This window comes from Georgenia wutianyii (assembly GCF_006349365.1).
Classification (GTDB): domain Bacteria; phylum Actinomycetota; class Actinomycetes; order Actinomycetales; family Actinomycetaceae; genus Oceanitalea; species Oceanitalea wutianyii.
In genome coordinates this window covers 2905589-2926667 of sequence record NZ_CP040899.1, presented here as the reverse complement: position 1 = coordinate 2926667, position 21079 = coordinate 2905589, and the positions used below count along the sequence as shown (strand labels likewise).

Annotated in this window: 13 protein-coding genes; 5 read left to right on the top strand and 8 right to left on the bottom strand. The window is 74.3% G+C overall.

Annotated elements, in window-relative coordinates:
* Positions 1-1479 carry a glucosamine inositolphosphorylceramide transferase family protein gene (locus FE251_RS12865; protein ID WP_139071218.1) on the top strand — a complete coding sequence of 493 codons (1479 nt, stop codon included), beginning with the start codon at positions 1-3 and terminating at the stop codon, positions 1477-1479.
* Here the strand turns inward: FE251_RS12865 and FE251_RS12860 are convergent.
* The 4 genes from FE251_RS12860 to FE251_RS12845 are packed head-to-tail and all read right to left on the bottom strand — an operon-like array spanning position 1418 to position 6423.
* Positions 1418-2641 (bottom strand): glycosyltransferase family 4 protein, encoded by a 1224-nt coding sequence (locus FE251_RS12860; protein ID WP_139948995.1) that lies wholly within the window; start codon positions 2639-2641, stop codon positions 1418-1420. The two genes, FE251_RS12865 and FE251_RS12860, sit on opposite strands and share 62 nt — an antisense overlap.
* Positions 2631-3839: a DUF1972 domain-containing protein gene (locus tag FE251_RS12855; RefSeq protein ID WP_139071220.1), complete on the bottom strand. Its 1209-nt coding sequence runs from the start codon at positions 3837-3839 to the stop codon at positions 2631-2633. Before FE251_RS12855 ends, FE251_RS12860 begins: the two co-directional genes overlap by 11 nt.
* 41 nt (positions 3840-3880) lie before the next feature.
* Entirely contained in the window at positions 3881-5695 is a 1815-nt protein-coding gene (locus FE251_RS12850; protein ID WP_139071221.1) for a right-handed parallel beta-helix repeat-containing protein, read from the bottom strand.
* Between the two features lie 2 nt (positions 5696-5697).
* On the bottom strand, positions 5698-6423 hold the full coding sequence (locus FE251_RS12845; protein ID WP_139071222.1) for a CDP-alcohol phosphatidyltransferase family protein: 726 nt from the start codon (positions 6421-6423) through the stop codon (positions 5698-5700).
* A gap of 168 nt (positions 6424-6591) precedes the next feature.
* Here FE251_RS12845 and FE251_RS12840 point away from each other — a divergent pair, with 168 nt between their 5' ends.
* Entirely contained in the window at positions 6592-9318 is a 2727-nt protein-coding gene (locus tag FE251_RS12840) for a helix-turn-helix transcriptional regulator (RefSeq protein WP_139948994.1), read from the top strand.
* Here the strand turns inward: FE251_RS12840 and FE251_RS15885 are convergent.
* On the bottom strand, positions 9290-9733 hold the full coding sequence (locus FE251_RS15885; RefSeq protein WP_255303566.1) for an adenylyltransferase/cytidyltransferase family protein: 444 nt from the start codon (positions 9731-9733) through the stop codon (positions 9290-9292). The two genes, FE251_RS12840 and FE251_RS15885, sit on opposite strands and share 29 nt — an antisense overlap.
* Positions 9734-9908: 175 nt before the next feature.
* On the opposite strand from FE251_RS15885, the gene FE251_RS12830 reads away from it, so the two are divergent.
* Together FE251_RS12830 and FE251_RS12825 are read left to right on the top strand one after the other, a co-directional pair.
* On the top strand, positions 9909-10574 hold the full coding sequence (locus FE251_RS12830; protein ID WP_139948993.1) for a hypothetical protein: 666 nt from the start codon (positions 9909-9911) through the stop codon (positions 10572-10574).
* A 65-nt stretch (positions 10575-10639) separates the two neighbouring features.
* Entirely contained in the window at positions 10640-14185 is a 3546-nt protein-coding gene (locus FE251_RS12825; protein ID WP_230976431.1) for a PKD domain-containing protein, read from the top strand.
* A 51-nt stretch (positions 14186-14236) separates the two neighbouring features.
* Here FE251_RS12825 and FE251_RS12820 read toward each other — a convergent pair whose 3' ends face one another.
* From FE251_RS12820 to FE251_RS12810, 3 genes are all read right to left on the bottom strand, one after another.
* Complete coding sequence (locus tag FE251_RS12820) at positions 14237-15424, bottom strand: acetate/propionate family kinase (RefSeq protein ID WP_139071227.1); 1188 nt, start codon at positions 15422-15424, stop codon at positions 14237-14239.
* Entirely contained in the window at positions 15421-17493 is a 2073-nt protein-coding gene (gene pta, locus FE251_RS12815; protein WP_139071228.1) for a phosphate acetyltransferase, read from the bottom strand. Before pta ends, FE251_RS12820 begins: the two co-directional genes overlap by 4 nt.
* Positions 17494-17612: 119 nt before the next feature.
* Entirely contained in the window at positions 17613-20093 is a 2481-nt protein-coding gene (locus FE251_RS12810) for a phosphoketolase family protein (protein WP_139948991.1), read from the bottom strand.
* A gap of 89 nt (positions 20094-20182) precedes the next feature.
* Between FE251_RS12810 and FE251_RS12805 the strand changes: the two genes are divergently transcribed.
* Positions 20183-21034 (top strand): SURF1 family protein, encoded by an 852-nt coding sequence (locus FE251_RS12805; protein WP_139948990.1) that lies wholly within the window; start codon positions 20183-20185, stop codon positions 21032-21034.
* Positions 21035-21079 lie beyond the last annotated feature (45 nt).

Genomic DNA, 21079 nt, shown 5'->3' with positions numbered 1-21079 from the left:
GTGCGGGTCGCGGTCAGGCTCGACCGGCGGGCGCTGCGCCGCTGGCACCTCGAGGTCGTCTCCGCCCTCGCGGGCCGCCCGGACCTCGAGGTCGGGGTGCGGTGGAGCACCGGGTCCCGCCCGCCGGCACCCGAGGTGGACCGGCTCTTCGCCCTCGAGCGGATCCTGCACGGCCTCCCCGCCGGTCGCTCGGCCCGCCTGGAGGAGGCGCACCTGGCGCCCTACCTCGCGCGGGACGGGGAGCCGGACGTCGTGCTCGACCTCGTCGGGGACGACGGCACCGCCGGGCCCACCTGGCACCTCACCTTCGACGGCGGTGCGGGCGAGGCGCCGCTCCTCGCCGCCCTGCTCGCCGGTCGCGTCCCGGCCGTGCGCGTCGTCGACCTCACCGCCGGGCGCACCCTCGCGGCGGGCCGGCCGGGCAGCGAGACCCCGGGCGTCACCGTCGCGGCGTTCGAGGACGTGCTCGCCGGGTGCACGCACCTGCTCCGGCAGGCGCTCGACGGCGGTGCGCCGGTCGACGTCGCCGACGGCGAGCCGTCCCGGCTCGCGCGGGGGGAGGTGCTGCGCCACGCGGGCCGGTCGGTCGCGCGGGCCGCGGTCCACCGGGCCTACCGGCTGCTGTACCGGGCCCCGCACTGGAGGGTCGGGTGGCGCTGGGTCGACGGGCCGGACGTCATCGACCTCGGCCGGCTTCCCGGTGGGTGGAGCGAGCTCCCCGACGACGGCCGGCACTTCTACGCCGACCCGTTCCCCGTCGTCGTCGACGGTGTGACGCACCTGTTCGTCGAGGACTACGACCACGCGCTCGGGCGCGGGGTGATCTCCGTCGTCGACGTCGGCCCGTCCGGTCCGGTGGGCGCGCCGCGACCGGTGCTCGAGCACCGGGCCCACCTGTCCTACCCGTTCGTGCTCGAGGACGCCGGGCAGGTGTGGATGGTCCCCGAGACGTCCGGCGCCCGGACGGTCGAGCTGTACCGGGCCGCGCGCTTCCCCGACCGCTGGGTGCTGGAGGAGGTGCTGCTCGAGGGGCAGGAGGTGAGTGACGCGACGCCGTTCCGGCACGGCGGGAGATGGTGGCTCAGCGCCACGGTCCGCGACGGCGGCTCCTTCTCCGACAGCCTCCACCTGTGGTCGGCGGACCGTCTCCAGGGCCCGTGGGTGGCGCACGAGCGCAACCCGGTGCTCGTCGACATCGCCGCGGCGCGGCCGGCCGGCCGGGTGGTCCGCCGGGGCGGGCGCCTCGTGCGCCCGGTCCAGGACGGGCGCGCGGGCTACGGCGCGGCCCTCGCCCTCGCGGAGGTCACCCGCCTCGACGGCGCCGCCTTCACCCAGCGGGTCGTGGCCCGGCTCGCCCCGGGGCCGCAGTGGCCCGGGACGCGCCTGCACACGCTCAACCGGGCCGGCCGGCTGGAGGTCATCGACGGCTCGGCGTACTCCCCGCGGTCGCGCTACCTGGCCTGGCCGGGGCGGCGCTGACCGGCACCGGGTCGCCCGCGACCTGCGCGACGAGGAAGGCGACGAGGGCGCGGTAGCGGTCCACCCCGAAGCGTGAGGTGGCGCGCTGCCGGCCCGCGTCCGCGAGGCGCTCGGCCAGCGCGGGGTCGGCGTCCAGGGCCGCGACCGCCTCGGCCAGGGCCGGCGCCGAGCCGGGCTCGACGAGCACGCCGGAGACGCCGTGCTCGAGGACCTCGGCCAGTCCCTGGACGTCCGAGGCCACGACGGGGCGCCCGGCGAGCATGCCCTCAACCGCGACGTTGCCGAAGGACTCCCCGAAGGAGGGGACCAGGACGACGTCGGCGGCCTCGAGCAGCGGGCGGGTGGGAGCCACGTACCCGTGGAAGGTGACCGCGTCGGTGAGGCCGAGGTCGCCGACCTGGTCACGCAGCGCCCGCTCGTACCACTCGTAGCCGGGGAAGGTGCTCCCGCAGACGTCGAGGGTGACGTCCAGCCCCTGGTCGTGCAGGAGGGCGACGGCCTGGACCGCGACATGGATCCCCTTGCGCGGGGAGAGCCGGCTGACGACGACGAGGCGGAGCTCCTCACCGGCTCCCCGCACCCGCGGCGGCGCCGGCGGGCCGGGGTCCGGCACCCCGTTGTGGACGACGACGACCCGTCGGGCCAGGCGCCGCAGGGTGGAGGTGAGCACCTCCCGGGTCGAGGCACTGTTGGCGAGGACGACGTCGCTGAGCAGGAGCGGGGCGGTGAGCGCGAGCCGGGCCGGGCGGGCGAGGCGCTCGGCCTCGTGGCTGTGGCACAGCACGGGCAGGCCGGCGGCGCGCGCGGCCACCACCCACAGCGGGATCGTCAGCGTGTTGACGTACACGGCGCGGGCCCCGGAGGCGCGCAGCAGCCGCCGCAGACGCCAGACGGTCGCCGGCGCCCGGAGGACCAGCCCGGCCAGGGGGCGCGGGCGCAGCAGCGCACGGCGGAGCACGGGGAAGTCGCTCACCTGCACCTCGGCGCCCCGCTCCTCGAGCAGCGGCCGCAGCGGGCCGTCGGCGGGCAGCACGACGGTCGGCAGCCAGCCGTGCTCGACCAGCCCTCGGACGCTCTCGGCGAGCTGGAGGTCCGAGCCGTAGACGTCGGGGGAGGGGTGGGCGAGGACGACCCGCCGGCCCCCGCCCGGGTCAGCCCACATGGCCGGCCACGGTGACGGCGGTGCGCGCGGGGGCGGCCGCACCGGCGGGACGCGGGGCCCGGCGTCCCGAGGGCCGCTGCGCTGGTGGCGCGGCGGCCAGGCGCCGGCACAGGTCCTCGTAGCCGTCGGCGACGTCGTCCCACCGGTAGTCCCGGGCCCGCTCACGCAGCCGCTCGCCGCGGGCGCGCCGGCCGGGCTCGTCACGCTCGGCGTCCTCCAGCGCGGCGCGGACGCCGGCACCGTCGGCGAAGTAGACGCCTGCGGTGCCGAGCACGTCGTGGGTGAACACGACGTCGAAGGCGATCGTCGGAGCACCGGCCCCGATAGCCCGCAGGAGGGAGGGGTTGGTGCCGCCGACGGAGTGGCCGTGGAGGTAGGTGCAGCACCCGGCGTAGAGCTGGTCGAGCAGCTCGGCGTCCCACACGCCGCCGAGGAAGCGGACCCGGTCGTCGCCCAGACCGTGGAGGTGGGCGGTGTAGGCGTCGGAGTACGGCGCTGACCCGACGACGACGAGCGGCAGGCGTGCGGCGCTGTCCCGGTAGCCCTCGAGGACGAGGTGGATGTTGTTCTCCGGCTCGAAGCGTGCCACGAGCAGGTGGTAGCCGTGCGGGCGCAGCCCGAGCTCGGCCAGCCGGTCGAGCGCGGGGTCGATGATCGGCGCGCCGTAGGCGATGAGGGTGGTGGGCGCGGAGAACTCGGCGAGGTAGTAGTCGGCGATGCCCTGCGCGTCGGCGATGACGGCGTCGGACCAGCGCACCGCGAGCGCCTCCGCCGCGCGGTAGTAGCGCCGCCCGACCGGGCCCCACTTGCTGCGCAGCCACTCCAGGCCGTCGACGTGCGTCGCCACCGGGATGCGCCGGGCCCGCAGGACAGGCAGGAGGGGGGCGTTGGCGGCGTTGAACACGAGCGCGACGTCGGCGCCCCGCGTGGCGAGGTGGGCGACCGAGGCCGCGGTGTGGCTCAGGGTCTCCAGTGACCGGCGCGGGACGGCGGGCAGGTGGACGAGCTCCATGCCGAGGTGCTCGGCCGGACGGCTGGTCGCCTCGTCGGCGGAGGAACGGCAGTAGACGACGACGCGGTGCCCGCGCGCCGCGAGTCGGGAGCCCACCTCCTCGACGCACGTCTCGAAGCCGCCGTAGTGCGCGGGCACCCCGCGGGTGCCGACCATGGCGATGGCAAGGGAGGGCTGACGGGTCATGCGAGGTCCTTTTCTCGTGCGCGCCGCCCGACGTGTGGTGATCAGCGATGTGGAGGCGGGGACGTCCAGGCACCGAGGTGCTGGGCGCCCTCGTCCTGGCCCACGAGCTCGGCGATCTCGCGTGGCAGCGGCTGTGCCACCGACGCGACGAGCTGCTCGAGGACCGGGAGGGGGTGGAGGTCGGGGGACAGTGCGGCCGTGCCCGTGAGCTCGGTGCCGGTCCCCTCCTGGTTCACCGTGCGGCGGAAGTCCGCCACACTGCGGAACACGTACGGGTCCCGGTCACGCCGGGACCACACGACGACCCACTTGGGCGAGCCCGCGTCGGGTCGTACGTAGACGTTGCCGAGGGCCGTGACGTCCATCTCGGCGGCCGTCCACCGGCCGCTGTGGTCCTCGACGCAGAGCAGGCAGGTCCGCTGCTCGTCGCCGTCCAGCGGGACCGTGCCGGTGCGGACGAGGACGTTGTTGCGGATCGCGACGTCCTGCGTCTTCCAGGTGAGGGGCAGCTCGGGGTCCCGGTAGCTGCCGCGCGGGTCGAGGTCGCGGTCGTCCTGGACGACGTTGATCGACCGGGCGTTGTCGACGAAGGTGTTGTTCCAGACCTCGACGTCCTCGGCGTCGTTGAGCTTGAGCCCGTTGCCGCCGTTGCGGGCGATGACGTTCCCGACGACGACGACCTTCCCGGTGAGCTCGACCGACGCCCCGTGCCCCGTGTTGCCGGTCATCCGCGAGCCGACGAGGCGCAGGTCGTGGACGGACTCGTCGAACCACACGCCGTTGGCGAGGTTGTCGGAGAACGTGCTGTCGCGGACGAGGACCCCGGACGAGCGGCCGATCTTCGCGCCCCCGGCCGCCGGGGAGCGGTTGAACTCCTCGACGTTGTTCCCCCGGGCGGTGACGCGGACGAGCTCGAGGCCGTCGGCCTCGGTGGCGGAGAGCCCCATCATCCCGTTGCCGACGAGCTCGACGTCCTCGAGCCGCACGCCGGTGCTCAGCACGTGGAGGCCGGTGGTGGCGTTGTCGGCGAGCGTGACGCCGTCGAGGAGGACGTGGTGCGCCTCGATCGTGACCGCGCCCATGTGCGGCACGGACGGGGCGTACCGGCGGATGCCGATGTCCCGCAGCACCATCTGGGCGCTGCGCACGCGCAGGGCCCGGGCCAGCGTGCTCGCGGCGACGGTCCGGCCGGTCGGGTCGGTGCCCAGGACCAGCTCGTCGCGGTCGTGGTCGACGTAGAAGGTCCCCTCGCGCACCTCGGCGCGTGAGCCGACCTGCTCCTGGCGCACGTCGTCCACCCACACCTGGTCGGGGTGGGCGGCCATCGGGTGCTCGGGGTCGATGAAGCTCCACCCCGGCTGGTCGTGGTCCGGGGCGCCCCAGCTGTACGTCGGGCTCGGGTCGAACTCGGTGATCCACCCGGGGGAGACCCAGTGCCCGTCCTCGGGCTGCCACCCCTCCACGACGACCGAGCCGTCGAGCCAGACCTCCGCGCCGGGCGCCGCCACGAGGTGCAGCCCCTGCCGGTTCTCGACCTTGAGCTCCTCGTGGTAGCTGCCGCCGTGGACGACGATCGTGTCCCCGGCACCCGACGTCCGCACCGCCGCCGTGATCGTGCGCAGCGGTTCGGCCGGCGAGCCGGTGGCCTCGTCGTCGCCGTCCACCGAGACGTGGATCGTGTCGGGCTCGTGGACGGGCGTGAGCTTGGGCAGCCCGTCGGCCCCGTCCCACGGGGGCAGGTCCAGCGCCCAGGACAGGCAGAGGAGGACGAGGACGGCGGCGCACACCACGGCCGTGACCCTGGCCCGCGTCGCCCCACGCGTCCCCGTGCGCTCGTCCCACCTCGTCTCGACCATCCCTACGACTCCTGGCGGGAGAGCCGGCGGAACCACGTGGGCAGGGCGAGCGCGGTGTAGCCGGCCGTCCCGAGGAACATCGCCCCGTAGAGGAGGAGGAAGGCCGGGGGCCAGGCGAGGGTGAGGAGGACCAGGCACAGCACGCCGTAGTCGGTCGGCAGCGAGAGCACCGAGCGCGCGAGCGAGGCGGGACCGGCGGTCGGCGCCGGGTCGCCCGGGCGCCGGCGGCTCTGGGTGAGGACGAACGCGAAGAACAGGAGCGTGTCGACCGGGGCGTAGAGGAGCGGGAGGAGCAGCCACTCCTGCGGGACGTCGGCGAAGCGGAACAGCGAGACGAGGACCGCGAGGTGGATCGTCGTCGTCTTGAGGCAGTCGCACACGTGGTCGAGCCAGTCGCCCGCCACCGAGCCCGCCCCCAGCAGGCGCGCGAGCTGCCCGTCGGCGGAGTCGAGCGCGTAGCCGACGACGAGAAGGAGCGCGACGCCCGCCGCCATCGCCGGGGAGGGTGGCGCGAGGGCGATGAGCGCCACCCCCGTGAAGGTGAACGCCGCGCTCACCGCCGTCACCTGGTTGGGGCTGAGCCCGGCCTGGTGGGCGAGTGCGGCGAGGAGGCGGCCCGCCGGACGGTTGACGAACCGCGAGTAGAGCGGCGCTCCCTTGGCGGACTTCTGCGCGCTGCGCAGGGCGCGGACCGACTCGGTGAACGACGACGCTGTGGCCTCGACCATGAGGGCTTCCTGTCTGCGCTGGGCCCGGGCTCGTCACACTAGGTACGGCGGATACGGATCCCCGCCCGAACCTGCGGACCGTGCGGACGTCTTGCGGGTTCGGTGCGGACCCGCGGCGACCCGGTCGTTCCCCCGCGCGCCCAGGGGCGGCGCCAGTACGCTGTGCCGATGGCCGACGACGTCCGCGGCGAGGGCTCCTCCACGGTCCTCGGGCGCGAGCCGGAGCTGTCCCGGATCCGGGAGATGGTGGGGCGCCTGGCCCGCGGCCGGGGCGGCGTCGTGCTCCTCACCGGCCCGCCGGGCGTCGGTCTCACCACCCTCCTCACCGAGACGCTGGTCCGCGTCGGCGAGGCCGTCGAGGACGTCCGTTCCGTCCACGTCCCGAGCGGGCTGCTCGAGGGGGAGGCCGCCGCCGCCGTCGCTGCCTCCGTCGTCGCCGGGGAGGCCTTCCGGGACCTCGGTGACGTCGTCGTGGAGGCCCTGGGGGAGCTCGACGGCGCCGTCTCCCCGGACGACCCGCGTCTCGTCCAGGTGGCCGTGACGGCGCTGCGGAGGCTGAGCAGCAGTCGCCCGCTGCTCGTCACCGTCGACAACCTGCCGGTGGCCGACGAGGCGGTCTTCCCGGCCCTCGCCTCGCTCGCCGCCGGCCTCGCGGGAGCGCCGGTGCTCGTCGTCCTCACCAGCCACGACCTGCCCCGCAGCTCCTTCGAGGACTCCCCGGTCGGGCCGCTGTGGGTGCGCCGGGTGGCGCCGCTCGGCGCGGCGGACGCTGTCGCGCTCGTGCGCCAGACCGTGGGCCGGCGCGTCCCCCACCCCGTGGCCGCGACGATCGCGCGGCGCTGCGGCGGCAACCCGGGCGACGTCGTCTCCGTGTGCGCCGCGCTCGAGCCGGACCAGCTCTCCGCCCTCGAGCCGCTGCCGGACGTCCTGCCCGGCACCGCCACCACCGCCGCCACCTACCGGCGGTGGTGGGACGGGCTGGGGGAGCAGGAGCGGCTGCTCGTGCTCGGGGCGGCGGCTGCGGTCCGGCCGGAGCGCGCGACCCTCGAGGAGTGCTCCGGGGCCGTGCTCACCGACGTGCTCGGGCCGGGTGGCGAGCCCGTCCTGGACGAGGAGCGCGGGCTCGTGCGGTCCGCCGACGCACGCCTGCTCTCGGCGGTGCGCGCCCTCACGCCGGCGCGCGAGCTGCGCGCTGCCCTCGGCTCCCTCGCCTCCTGCTACCCCGAGGCCTCCCTCGACCGGTCGTGGCTCGCCCTGCGCGCCGGGGAGGCGGTGACCCCGGCCGTCCTCGACACGCTCGTGCGCGGCGCACGCGAGTACCTCGACAGCGGCCGCACCGAGGTGGTCGAGATGCTCGTCGGCGACGCCGTCCACCACCCCGGGCCGCCGGTACCTCCGCTGGAGCTCCTCGTGCTCGGCGGCGTCGCGGCCGTGTACTGCGGCCACCCCGCCCGGGCGGTGACGCTCCTGACCACCGCCCTGGCGGAGGCGCCAGACGGCCTGGGACGCCTCTTCCCCCTCCTCCTCGTCGCGACGACCTACCGGGAGAACGGGCTTCCCCACCGGCTGGTCGCCTCCTGCCTGCGCCGGCTGGACCGGCCCGAGGAGGCAGCCGCCGTCGCGGCGCTCGCCGCGCGGCTGTGCGTGGAGTACGGCCAGCGTGAGGAGGCGCGCCGCTATCTCGCCGAGGCCGAGCGTCTGCTCCCCGACGACGGCGGGGAGCCGGACCCCGACCTCGCGCTCGCCAGGGCGATGGTCGACCGGTCGGCGCCCCGCTCCGCCGACCCGCTCGGCGCGCTCGGGGCGACCCGCCCCGGGGCCGACCTCGCGGGCTGGCTGGGCGAGGTGCAGGAGGTCGAGCAGCTCGTCGTCACCGGGCGGTGGGCCGAGGCCCGCGGCGCCGTCGCCGACCTGCTCGCGCGGGTCCGGCGGTTCCCGGCACCGCTGGTGCGGGCACAGCTCGCGCTCGCCGCACTCGGGCTCCACCTGGCCATGGGCGAGTACCGGCGCGCCGAGGAGATCGCCGCCGGCGCGGTCGAGGACCTCCTGCCGCTGCACGTGCCACGGGGCGGCTCCGGGCTCGCGCTGCTCGCCCAGGTCGCGCTGCTGCGCGGGCGTGCCGGCGAGGCCGAGGACTGGCTGGCCGACCTCGTCGAGCTCACGCAGGTGCGCGGGGCCGGCCCGGCCGTGACGGCCGCGCTCCACGAGGCGCTCGGGCTGCGAGCCCTGCTCGAGGACGACGTCGACACCGCCGCCGAGCACTACCGCCGCGCGCTGCGCGAGGGACCCGTCCAGTCCGCCACCGTGCTCGACGCCGTGCGGCTGCGGTGGCGCACGGGAGCCGGCGAGGAGGAGGCGGAGGCCCTCCTCGAGGCGCGCGGTGCGGACGGCGACCCGGCACTGCGTGCGGCGCTCACGCTGCTGCGCGTCCCGGCGGGGGAGGTGCTCCGCGCGCTCACCTCCCTCACCGACACCGCTGCCGGCCGGCCGGCCCACGAGGCCCAGCTCCTCGAGCTCGCGGCGGACCTCGTCCAGGACAGGACCGTCCGTCTCGAGCTCCTGCGGCGGTCGCGCGACCTGTACGCGCGGGCGGGGGCGGTCGCCCGGGCCACCGCCGTCGACCGGGAGGCCGAGCGCGTCGAGCGGACCGCGGCGCCCGCCGACCTCGGCCGCCTGACCCAGGACGAGCGCACGATCGCCCGGCTGGTCCACGGAGGGGCGACGAACAAGGAGGTCGCGGCCGCGCTCTACGTCTCGGTGCGGACGGTGGAGCTGCGGCTCACGAGCATCTACCGCAAGCTCGGTATCGGCACGCGCCGCGAGCTGCGCGGGCTCCCCGGTCTCGCCGCGCCGGACGCCCCGGCCGCTAGGGGGCCGACGGCAGCGCGCTGGTGAGGAACGCCCGCAGCATCGTCGAGGACGTCGAGGGGGTGTAGGGCAGGTAGACGACCCGCGCGCCCACCTGCCTCAGCTCGGACTCCAGCCGGTCGCCCTTGGCGGTGCCCAGCCAGTCGGTGCCCTTGAAGAGCACGTCGAAGGGGTGCGCGTGCCACGCGACCCTCTTGTCGGCCGCCACGTCGGGCACCACGGCGTCGACGAAACGCAGGCTGGAGAGGATCTCCATCCGCTCCGCGTGCGGCACGACGGGCGGACGCCCCTTCATCGCGGTGAGGGCCTCGTCGGTCGCGACCCCCACGACGAGGTGCCCGCACCGCGCCCTCGCGGCGCGCAGGATGTTGAGGTGCCCGATGTGGAACATGTCGAAACCACCCGGCACGTACCCCACCGCGTTGAGCTGAGGATCGTCCACGTCCGTGCTCCCGACCGTCGAGGGTGACTTCGGCCCATCCTCGCCGTGGTCGGGGCGTCCTCGGGGGCCCGGTGGGGAGCCTTGCGGGCGCTTGGCGGGATATGCGGGGCGCCCCCGCGCCCGGCCGCCTCCATACTCGGTGCTACCGGGCGACCTGAACGAGAGCGGGAGCATCGTGGATCCGGACACCTCGACGTCGCAGGGCCGCCGCCTCCTCCCGCTCCTGCTCGCCGTGGCCGTTCTCGCCGTCCTCGTCTGGGCGCTGGTCGCGGGCGGGCCGGGTGGGCCGCAGGAGCCGTCGGCGGCGACGACGTCGGCCGGTCCGGCGGACGCGGCGGCGCCTCGGGGTACGACGGCCACGCCGGGCCCCGCGGACCCGACGGCGGCCCCGGAACCCGGCGCACCCCCCAGCCCCGGTGAGGGCCGGACGGTGCCCGTCGAGACCGTCCCCGTCCTGCCCGCCGTCGGGCTGGACGCCACCGGTGACTTCGGTACCGGTCTCACCGTGCGGCTCACCGCGATCGAGGCGGTGGACGGCGTCGCCCGCGCCCCCGGCGAGGTGGCCGGCCCGGCGCTCGCCGTCACCCTTCGCGCGGCCAACGACTCCACCGGCACGATCCCCCTCGACGACGTCGTCGTCCTCCTCTCCTACGGTCAGGACCGCACCCCCGCCACGGACCTCGGGCAGGGCAGCACCCCGCTGAGCGGCAGCCTGAGTGCCGGCGCCTCCGCCACCGGCACCTACGTGTTCGCCGTCCCCGAGGACGTGCGCGACGACCTCCGGGTCGAGATCGCCGCGGACGCGGCACCCACGGTGGCCTTCGCGGGCTCCCTCGACTGACCTCCACCCCGCACGGGCCCGGTACGCGGGCGACGTGCCCCTTCGCACAGATGGGACCCTCCGTCGTGAACCCCTCCCTCCCTCCCTCGCACGCCTGGCTGCGCCGGTGCCTGTCCCTCCTCCTCACGCTCGCCCTGGTCGGCCTCGCCCCGGCGGCCTGGGCCGACAGCAGGCCCGCCGACCCGGCCGACCCCGCCACGCCCGTGACCGTCACCGCCGACGCGCTGCCCACGCCCCAGATCAACGGGGTCGTGTGGGCGATGGCGATGGCCGGCACCACCGTCTACGTCGGCGGGAGCTTCTCCGCCGCGCGTCCCGCGGGCTCACCGGCCGGCCAGAACACCGTCCCGCGCGCGAACATCATGGCCTTCGACGTCATCACGGGGCAGATGACCTCCTTCGCCCCGACCCTCAACCAGCAGGTCCGTACGCTCGCGGTGTCTCCCGACGGCCGACGCCTGTACGTCGGCGGGGAGTTCACCACCGTCAACGGCCAGGCCCGTCAGCGCATCGCCGCCTTCGACACCGCCACGGGGGCGCTCGTCCCCGGCTTCGCGCCGCCCGTGAACTACCACGTGCGCGCGATCGTCGCGACGAACACCACGGTCTACGCCGGCGGCAACTTCACCGCGGTGGGCAGCGCCGCGCGCGGCCGCCTCGCGGCGTTCCGGGCCTCCGACGGTGCGCTGCTCGACTGGGCGCCGCAGGCCACCGGCGGCACGGTCGACGCGATGACCATCGACCCCGCCGGCGCCAGGGTCGCCGTCGGCGGCGGGTTCACCGCGCTCAACGGCTCGAACAACCCGGGCTACGGCCTCGGGATGCTCGACACCGTCACCGGCGCGTCACTCCCGTTCGCCGCCAACAGCCTGGTGCGCAACGGCACGAGCGACGGCGCGATCGACACCCTCGCCACCGACGGCACGACGATCTACGGCGGCGGCTGGACCTTCGGCAAGGAGGGCGGCACGTGGGAGGGCCTCTTCGCGGCGAGCTGGGACGGCGGTGCGGTGCGCTGGCTCAACGACTGCCACGGGGACACCTACGGCGTCTACCCGGTCGGCGACGTCGTCTACGCCGCCAGCCACACCCACTACTGCGAGAACATCGGCGGCATGCGGCAGGGGCCCGGCGGCGTCGGCGACTACCCCTACCACCGGGCCGTGGCCTTCGGGAAGGAGCCGACCGGCACCGCGTCGTGGGAGCCGGACCAGCGCCGCTACTACAGCTTCGAGGGCCAGCCGACCTCCACCCAGCTCGGCTGGTTCCCCGAGCTCAACACCGGCAGCTACACCGGGCAGTACCAAGGTCCGTGGAGCGTCGTCGGCAACGGTGACTACGTCGTCATGGGCGGGGAGTTCACCCGGGTCAACGGGACCAGCCAGCAGGGGCTCACCAGGTTCACCACCGCGGACAAGGCGCCCAACGCCGTCGGGCCCAGCCTCTTCAACGCGACCTACCCGCTCAACGTCTCCTCCACGGAGGCCGGGCAGGTGCGGGTCAACTGGCGCACGAACCAGGACCTGGACAACGAGAACCTCACCTACCGGGTCTACCGCGACACCCAGAACGGCGCCGGACTCGTCCACACCCGCACGGTGACCTCGCGCTACTGGAACCCGTTCACCATGGGGTTCACCGACACCGGGGTGGCCCCCGGGTCCTCCCACCGCTACCGGGTCGCCGTCACCGACCCCTTCGGCAACATCGCCAACTCGCCGTGGACGACCGTCGCCGTCGCCGCGAGCGGGGCGGACAGCGCCTACGTCGAGGCGGTCTACGCCGACGAGCCGACGAGCTACTGGCGCCTGGGTGAGGCGTCCGGCCCGGCACTCGCCGACACCGTCGGCCTCCACCCGCTCACGGCGGCGGCCGGGCTGAGCCCCACCACCGGCGCGATCGCCGGGGACGGCAACGGGGCGATGCGGTTCACCGGCACGAACACCGGGTGGGCGGCGACGACGGCACAGGGCAACCCGCCGGACGTCTTCACCGTCGAGACCTGGTTCCGCACGACGTCCAGCGCAGGCGGGCGGCTCGTGGGGTGGAGCAACCGCGCGACGCAGGGCAGCTCGAGCAAGCACGACCGGCAGCTGTACATGGACGGCTCCGGCCGCATCCACTTCGGGGTCAAGCCGGCGGCGAGCAGGCTCGTCGTCTCCAGCGCCGCCGGCTACAACGACGGCGCCTGGCACCACGCCGTCGCCACCCTCTCCGAGGACGGCATGGCGCTCTACCTCGACGGCGCCGCGGTCGGCGGGCGTGCCGACGTCACGGTCGGGGAGCACCTCGCCCTGGGCTACTGGCGCATCGGTGGTGACACCGTCAATGGGTGGCCCTCGGCGCCGTCGAGCGGCTACTTCGCCGGCGACCTCGACGAGGTGGCGATCTACAAGACCGCGCTCTCGGCGCGGGACGTCGCCGAGCACCACGCGGCGGGCACCGCGACCGAGGCGCCCAACCTCGCCCCCGTCGCCGCGTTCACGTCGAGCACCGACGGTCTCGCGCTGGGGGTCGACGGGCGTGGGTCGAGCGACGAGGACGGTGAGGTGGTGTCCCACGAGTGGACCTTCGGTGACGGCGCGAGCGCGTCGGGCGCCGAGACGTCCCACACGTACGCGCAGGCCGGGACCTACGACGTCACGCTCACGGTGAGGGACGACGACGGCGCCACGACCAGCCTCACCCGGCAGGTCACCGTCGCGCCCGTGCCCAACGCGGCCCCGCTGGCCGCGTTCACGTCGAGCACCGACGGTCTCGCGCTGGGGGTCGACGGGCGTGGGTCGAGCGACGAGGACGGTGAGGTGGTCTCCCACGAGTGGACCTTCGGTGACGGCGCGAGCGCGTCGGGCGCCGAGACGTCCCACACGTACGCGCAGGCCGGGACCTACGACGTCACGCTCACGGTGAGGGACGACGACGGCGCCACGACCAGCCTCACCCGGCAGGTCACCGTGAGCGCAGTGCCCGCGCCCCTCGCGCTGGACGTCTTCGGGCGCACGGTGAGCAACGGCTGGGGCAGCGCCGACGCCGGCGGGCCGTGGACGGCGGTGGGGACGGCCTCCAACTTCTCCGTCGCCGGCGGCGCCGGGCGGATCGCGCTGCGCACCCCGGGTGCCGGCCCCGGGATGCGCCTGGCGGGGATCTCCTCGACCGATGTGGAGGTGCGGGTCCGTGCCGGTGCCGACAAGCCGGCCACCGGCGGGGGCACCTACCTCACCGTGACCCCGCGCTACCTGCCCGACGGCAACCGCTACTTCGTCGACACGCGGGTGCTGGCGACGGGCCAGGTCGTCCTCACGGCCGGCCGGCGGGTGAGCGACGTCGAGACGGCGCTGCAGTCCCGCACGGTGAGCGGCCTCACCGCGGTCCCGGGCCAGCCGCTGGAGGTGCGGGCCCAGGCGGTGGGCACCGCGCCGACCACCCTGCGGGCCAAGGTGTGGGCCGCGGGCACCGCCGAGCCGGGGGCGTGGACGGTCGCGGTCACCGACACCACGGCCGCGCTCCAGGCACCGGGCGGGATCGCCCTGCGCGGCTACCTGTCGACCTCGGCGACGAACGCCCCGGTGACGGTGTCCTTCGACGACCTGTGGGTCGGTGCCCCTCAGTGAACGCGCACGCGCCCGCCCGGGGAGCTCCGGGCGGGCGCGTGGGTCGTCAGGTCAGAGGAGCGAGACGGCCTGGCGGGCGATCTCCTGCTCCTCCTTGGTGGGCACGACGAGCACGGTGACGCGGGAGGAGTCGGTCGAGATGACGCGCGGCTCCTTGATGCGCCCGGCGTTGCGCTCGGCGTCGAGCTCGATGCCGAGGAACTCCAGGCCCCGCATCGACTCGGCGCGCACGATGTCGTCGTTCTCGCCGATGCCGGCGGTGAAGGTCACGACGTCGAGGCCGCCGAGGACCGCGGCGTAGGCACCCACGTACTTGCGCAGCCGGTGGGAGTAGACGTCGAGGGCGAGCCGGGCGGCCGGGTCACCGGCGGCGACGAGCTCGTGGAGCTCGCGCATGTCGTTCTGCCCGGCGAGCCCCTTGACGCCGGAGCGGCGGTTGAACAGGTCGTCGATCTCGTCGATGGTGAAGCCGCCGTTGCGGGCGAGGTGGAAGATCACCGCCGGGTCGATGTCGCCGGTGCGGGTGCCCATGACCAGACCCTCGAGCGGCGTCATGCCCATCGAGGTGTCCAGCGCCCGGCCACCGGAGACGGCCGAGGCCGAGGCCCCGTTCCCGAGGTGGAGGACCACCTGGCGCAGCTCCTCCAGCGGGCGGCCGACGATCGTCGCGGCGGTGCGCGAGACGTACTGGTGGGACGTGCCGTGGGCGCCGTAGCGACGCACCCGGTACTTCTCGGCGACCTCCCGGTCCAGCGCGTAGGTCGCCGCGGCCTCGGGCAGGTCGGAGAAGAACGCGGTGTCGAAGACGGCGACGTGCGGGACGTCGGGCAGCAGCTCGCGCGCCACCTCGATGCCGCGCAGGTTCGCCCGGTTGTGGAGCGGGGCGAGCGGGATGAGCTCCTCGATGTCCGCGAGCACGTTCTCGTCGACCAGCGCCGGGCCGGAGTACCGGGACCCGCCCTGGACGACCCGGTGGCCCACGGCGACGATCCCGGCGTCGGCGAGACCCGGGCCGACCTCGGTGAAGAGGTCGAGCACCCGGCGCAGGCCCACGCCGTGGTCCGCGAACGGCTCGGAGAGCGTCGTGTCGACACCCTCGAAGGTGTGGCGCAGCCGGCCCGTGTGCTCCCCGATGCGCTCGACGAGACCGGAGGCGACGACGATGCCCTGCTCCGGCTCGATCAGCTGGTACTTGATCGAGGACGACCCCGAGTTGATGACTAGGACGGTGCTGCTCACTGCTGCTCCTCGTTGGCCTGCGCCTGGATGGCGGTGATGGCGACGGTGTTGACGATGTCCTGGACCAGGGCGCCGCGCGAGAGGTCGTTGACCGGCTTGTTCAGCCCCTGGAGGACCGGCCCGATCGCCACGGCACCGGCCGAGCGCTGGACCGCCTTGTAGGTGTTGTTCCCGGTGTTGAGGTCCGGGAAGATGAAGACGGTCGCCTTGCCCGCGACCTGCGACCCCGGCAGCTTGGTCTGGGCCACCGACGCGTCGACGGCGGCGTCGTACTGGATCGGCCCCTCGACGGACAGGTCGGGCCGGCGCTCGCGGACGATCTCCGTCGCCGCACGCACCTTGTCGACGTCCGCGCCGCTGCCGGAGGTACCGGTGGAGTAGGACAGCATGGCGATGCGCGGCTCGATGCCGAACTGGGCCGACGTCTCGGCCGAGGAGATCGCGATGTCGGCGAGCTGCTCGGCGTTCGGGTCGGGGTTGACGGCGCAGTCGCCGTAGACGAGCACGCGGTCGGCCAGCGCCATGAGGAACACCGAGGACACGATCGAGGTGCCCGGGCGGGTCTTGATGATCTCGAAGGACGGCTTGATCGTGTGCGCCGTCGTGTGGAGCGCGCCGGAGACCATGCCGTCCGCGCGTCCGGTGTGGACCATCATCGTGCCGAAGTAGGACACGCTCGGCATGATCTCCAGCGCCCGCTCGAGCGTCATGCCGCGGTGGGCGCGCAGCCGGGTGTACTCCTCGGCGAACGGCTGGAGCAGGTCGCTCGTGCGCGGGTCGACGACCGTCGCGGCGTCGATGTCCAGGCCGAGGTCGCTGGCCCGGTCACGCACGGCGCTCTCGACGCCGAGCAGCGTGAGCTCGGCGACCCCGCGGGAGAGCAGGGTGCTCGCCGCGCGCAGGATCCGGTCGTCGTTGCCCTCGGGCAGGACGATGTGCTTGCGGGCGGCGCGCGCCCGGTCGAGCAGCCGCGCCTCGAACATGAGCGGGGTGACGACGTCGCTGCGCGGGACGTCGAGGATCTTGACGACGTCCTCGACGTCGACGCTGCGCTCGAAGGCACCGAGGGCGAGGTCGCGCTTGCGCTGGCTGCCGCGGGAGATGACGCCGCGGGTGGTCGAGGCGATCCGCGCGGACTCGTAGGTGTTGTGCTGCGTCGTGATGATCGGCAGCGACCGGCCCAGGCCCTCGACGAGCGTGCGGACCGCGCCGTTCGGCTCGAAGCCGCCGTTGAGCACGATGCCCGCGAGGGAGGGGAAGTTCTGCGAGGAGTGCGCGGCGGCGAGTGCGATGAGGACCTCGGAGCGGTCGCCCGCCGCGATCGCGACCTGGCCCTCTGTGAGCCGCTCGAGGATGTGCTCGACGTTCATGCCGCACACGAGGATCGACTCGGCCTCGCGGGCGAGCAGCGCGTCGTCGCCCGCGATGACGGTGCCCTCGAGCGCGGTGACGAGGTCGGAGATCGTGGGGGCCGCGAGGACGGGGATCTCCGGGAAGACCCAGACCGGCACGTCCGGGCGCGCGACGGCCGCGCGCACCTCCTCCAGCCGGTCCGGCTCGCAGCGGTTGATGGCGACGGCGGCGACCGTCGCGTGGTCCGAGCGCAGCTCGCTCGTCGCGATGTCGACGACCTGCGCGATCTCCTCGGTCGAGCGGTCCATCGCCCGCACGGCGAGGAGGACGGGCGCGCCGAGGTTGGCTGCCACCCGGCCGTTGAACGCGAGCTCCGCGGGGCCCGCGACGTCGGTGTAGTCCGACCCGACGATGACGACGACGTCGCTGCGCTCCTCCACGGCGTGGAAGCGCTGGACGATCCGGCTCATCGCGGCCTTCTCGTCCGCGTGGACCTCGTCGTAGGTGACCCCGACCGCGTCCTCGTAGGAGAGGTCGACGCCGTCGTGGGAGAGCAGGAGCTCCAGGACGTTGTCCCGCTCGTCGCCGGCCGGGACGACCGGCCGGAAGATCCCCACGCGCTCCACCCGCCGGACGAACAGGTCGACGAGGCCGAGCGCGATCGTCGACTTCCCGGTCTGCCCCTCGGGCGAGGCGATGTAGATGCTACGGGCCACGGCGTCTCCTCTTTCTCTCCGGCGGCGGGCGCCCACGGTCAGGGGTCAGTCTCCCCTGGCCGTGGGTCCGGTGCCTGGGACCTTCCCCCGGTTCGCCCTGTGTGTCCGGACACGTCCGGTCACTCGTTGTCCCCTCCCGTGTCGTGCTGCGGGCCGGCGTCCTGCGTCCCCGTCTCCCCGGCATCGGACCACTGCCACGCGGCGACCTCGGGCATGTCGATGCCGTGCAGGCGGGTGTAGCGGCGGGCGGCCAGCCGTGCGTCGGCCATCCGCTGGCGCAGTCCCGCGTGGCGCGCCCCGAGCCCGGGCACCTGGTCGATGACGTCGATGACGAGGTGGTAGCGGTCGAGGTCGTTGAGCATGACCATGTCGAACGGCGTCGTCGTCGTGCCCTCCTCCTTGTACCCCCGCACGTGGATGTTGGAGTGGTTGGTGCGCCGGTAGGTGAGCCGGTGGATGAGCCACGGGTAGCCGTGGTAGGCGAAGACGACCGGGCGGTCGCGGGTGAAGAGCGTGTCGAAGGCGCGGTCGCTGAGGCCGTGCGGGTGCTCCTGCTCGTCCTGCAGCCGCATGAGGTCCACGACGTTGACCACCCGCACCCTGAGCTCGGGCAGGTGCTCGCGGAGCAGGCTCGCCGCGGCGAGCACCTCGAGGGTGGGCACGTCACCTGCGCAGGCGAGGACGACGTCGGGCTCGGTGCCCTCCTCCTCGCTGCCCGCCCACTCCCAGATGCCCAGGCCGCGCTGGCAGTGGTCCTGCGCCTGCTCCATCGTGAGGAAGTCCGGCCCGGGCTGCTTGCCGGCGACGACGACGTTGACGTACTGGCGGGTGCGCATGACGTGGTCGTAGGTGGCGAGCAGCGTGTTGGTGTCCGGCGGCAGGTAGACGCGCACGACGTCGGCGCCCTTGTTGACGACGTGGTCGATGAAGCCCGGGTCCTGGTGGGAGAAGCCGTTGTGGTCCTGTCGCCACACGTGCGAGCTCAGCAGGTAGTTCAGCGAGGCGATCGGCCGGCGCCAGCTGAGCTCGTCGGTGACCTTGAGCCACTTGAGGTGCTGGTTGACCATCGAGTCGACGATGTGGATGAACGCCTCGTAGGAGGTGAACAGGCCGTGGCGGCCGGTGAGCAGGTAGCCCTCGAGCCAGCCCTGGCACTGGTGCTCCGACAGCGTCTCCATGACGCGCCCGACGCGGGCGAGGTGGTCGTCGCGGTCGGTCGCGATGATCTCGGCGTTCCACTGCTTGGCGGTGACCTCGTAGACCGCCTGGAGCCGGTTGGAGGCCACCTCGTCCGGCCCGAAGAGCCGGAAGTTGTCGGGGTTGCGGCGGATGACCTCGGTGAGCCACTCGCCGAGCACGCGGGTGGACTCGCTGACGACGCCGCCGGGCACCGGCACGTCGACGGCGAAGTCCGTGACGTCGGGCAGGCGCAGGTCGCGCAGGAGGATGCCGCCGTTGGTGCTCGGGTTGTCGCTCATCCGCAGGTGGCCCACCGGGGCGAGCGCGGCGACCTCCCCGACGAGCCGGCCGTCGGCGTCGAAGAGCTCCTCGGGCCGGTAGCTGCGCATCCAGTCCTCGAGGGTGCGCAGGTGCTCGGGGGTGTCGCGGGCGCTGGCGAGGGGCACCTGGTGGGCGCGCCACGAGCCCTCGACCTGGTGGCCGTCGATGACCTTAGGGCACGTCCAGCCCTTCGGCGTGCGCATGGCGATCATCGGCCAGCTGGGCCGCTCGAGCTCCTCCGGGTCGGTCTGCGCGGCGCGCTGCTTGATGTCGGCGATCTCGTCGAGGACCTCGTCGAGCAGCGCGGCGAACCGGGCGTGGATCGAGACCGGCTCCTCGTCGTCGAAGCCGGCGGTGAAGACGTAGGGGTGGTGGCCGTAGCCGCGCATGAGGTCGGTGAGCTCGTCGTCGCCGATGCGGGCGAGGACCGTCGGGTTGGCGATCTTGAACCCGTTGAGGTGCAGGACGGGAAGGACGACGCCGTCGGTGCGCGGGTTGACGAACTTGTTGGAGTGCCAGCTCGCGGCGAGCGGACCGGTCTCCGCCTCGCCGTCGCCCACGACGGCGAGGACGAGCAGGTCGGGGTTGTCGAGCACGGCGCCGTAGGCGTGGGAGAGGGCGTAGCCGAGCTCGCCGCCCTCGTGGATCGACCCCGGCGTCTCGGGTGCGACGTGCGAGGGGATGCCGCCGGGGAAGGAGAACTGGCGGAAGAGCCGGCGCATGCCCTCGACGTCCTGGGTGACGTCGGAGTACACCTCGGAGTACGTGCCTTCGAGGTAGGTGTTCGCCACGAGTCCCGGGCCGCCGTGGCCCGGTCCGGCGATGTAGAGCATCGGCTGCTCGCGGTCCTGGATGGCCCGGTTGGCGTGGGCGTAGAGGAAGTTCAGCCCCGGCGTCGTGCCCCAGTGGCCGAGCAGTCGAGGCTTCACGTGGTCGGTGTGCAGCGGTTCGCGCAGCAGCGGGTTGTCCAGCAGGTAGATCTGCCCGACGGACAGGTAGTTGGCGGCGCGCCACCACGCGTCGATGCGGTCGATGGTCGCCTCGTCTGGACCCTGCCGGCTGCGCCGGCGCCACACCGCGGGGACGTCGAGAGTGGTCATGGCTTGCTCCCTGTGTCGGTCGTCACACCCAGCCTCGCTGCTCCCCGGCCCTGCAGCCACCGGAGAGCGCGCCGAACTACCCTGGAGCCGTGTCCACCTCCACGCGGCGTCCCGGGTCGCGCGACTGGCTGCGGGCGGCGACCAGCCGCCGGATGCTCGTCCTGCTGCTCGTCGTGGCCGTCGTCGCCGGCGTGTGCACGCAGCTGGGGTTCTGGCAGCTCGAGCGGGCAGGGATCCGGGGGGAGCGCACGCTGGAGGCCACCCGCGAGGAGCTGCTCGCCGCGCCCGCCGTGCCGCTGGAGGACGTGCTCGCGCCGCAGACCGCCTTCACCGCTGGGCACTTCGGCCGTCGGGTGTCCCTCGAGGGACGGTTCGACGCCGCCCAGCAGGTTCTCGTGCCGGGCCGGGAGGTCGAGGGGGAGGAGGCGACGCTCGTCGTCACCGCGTTCCACGTCGAGGGTGGCCCGCACGACGGTGCGATCATGCCGGTGCTCCGCGGCTGGTTCCCCGGGGCCGTGACCGAGCTGCTCGAGGCGGGCGGGGGAGTGCGGGTCACCGCGCCACCGCCGCCGGCCGGCCGGATCGAGGTCGTCGGGATGCTCAGCGACTCCGAGGCCGCCGGGCAGGCCGGCCTGCCCGAGGGCTTCGCCGGCGGGATCAGCGCCGGTGAGCTCGCCCAGGAGTGGGGCACGCCGATGTACAGCGCCTACCTCGTGCTCGAGGAGCCTGCGCAGCAGGGCCTGTCCCCGGCGCCGTCGCCGGTGGAGGGGCTCGACGCCGACCCCAACCTCCAGAGCCTCGCCTACGCCGTCGAGTGGTGGGCCTTCGCCCTGTTCGCCGTCGTCTTCTGGCTCAAGGTGCTGCGCGACGACGTCCGCGAGCGCCGGCTCGTCGAGGCCGTCCGGGTCGCCGCTCCGCCGCCCGAGCCGCCCGCGAACTGACCGCGCCGCCGCGGGGCGCGGGGTGCGCGCTGGCGCGCGAGGGCA

What these genes read in the sequence shown, in the direction of transcription:
- FE251_RS12860 (WP_139948995.1), bottom strand. Translation starts at nt 2,641, where the DNA reads ATGTGGGCTGACCCGGGCGGGGGCCGGCGGGTCGTCCTCGCCCACCCC.
- FE251_RS12855 (WP_139071220.1), bottom strand. Translation starts at nt 3,839, where the DNA reads ATGACCCGTCAGCCCTCCCTTGCCATCGCCATGGTCGGCACCCGCGGG.
- FE251_RS12850 (WP_139071221.1), bottom strand. Translation starts at nt 5,695, where the DNA reads ATGGTCGAGACGAGGTGGGACGAGCGCACGGGGACGCGTGGGGCGACG.
- FE251_RS12845 (WP_139071222.1), bottom strand. Translation starts at nt 6,423, where the DNA reads ATGGTCGAGGCCACAGCGTCGTCGTTCACCGAGTCGGTCCGCGCCCTG.
- FE251_RS12840 (WP_139948994.1), top strand. Translation starts at nt 6,592, where the DNA reads ATGGCCGACGACGTCCGCGGCGAGGGCTCCTCCACGGTCCTCGGGCGC.
- FE251_RS12810 (WP_139948991.1), bottom strand. Translation starts at nt 20,093, where the DNA reads ATGACCACTCTCGACGTCCCCGCGGTGTGGCGCCGGCGCAGCCGGCAG.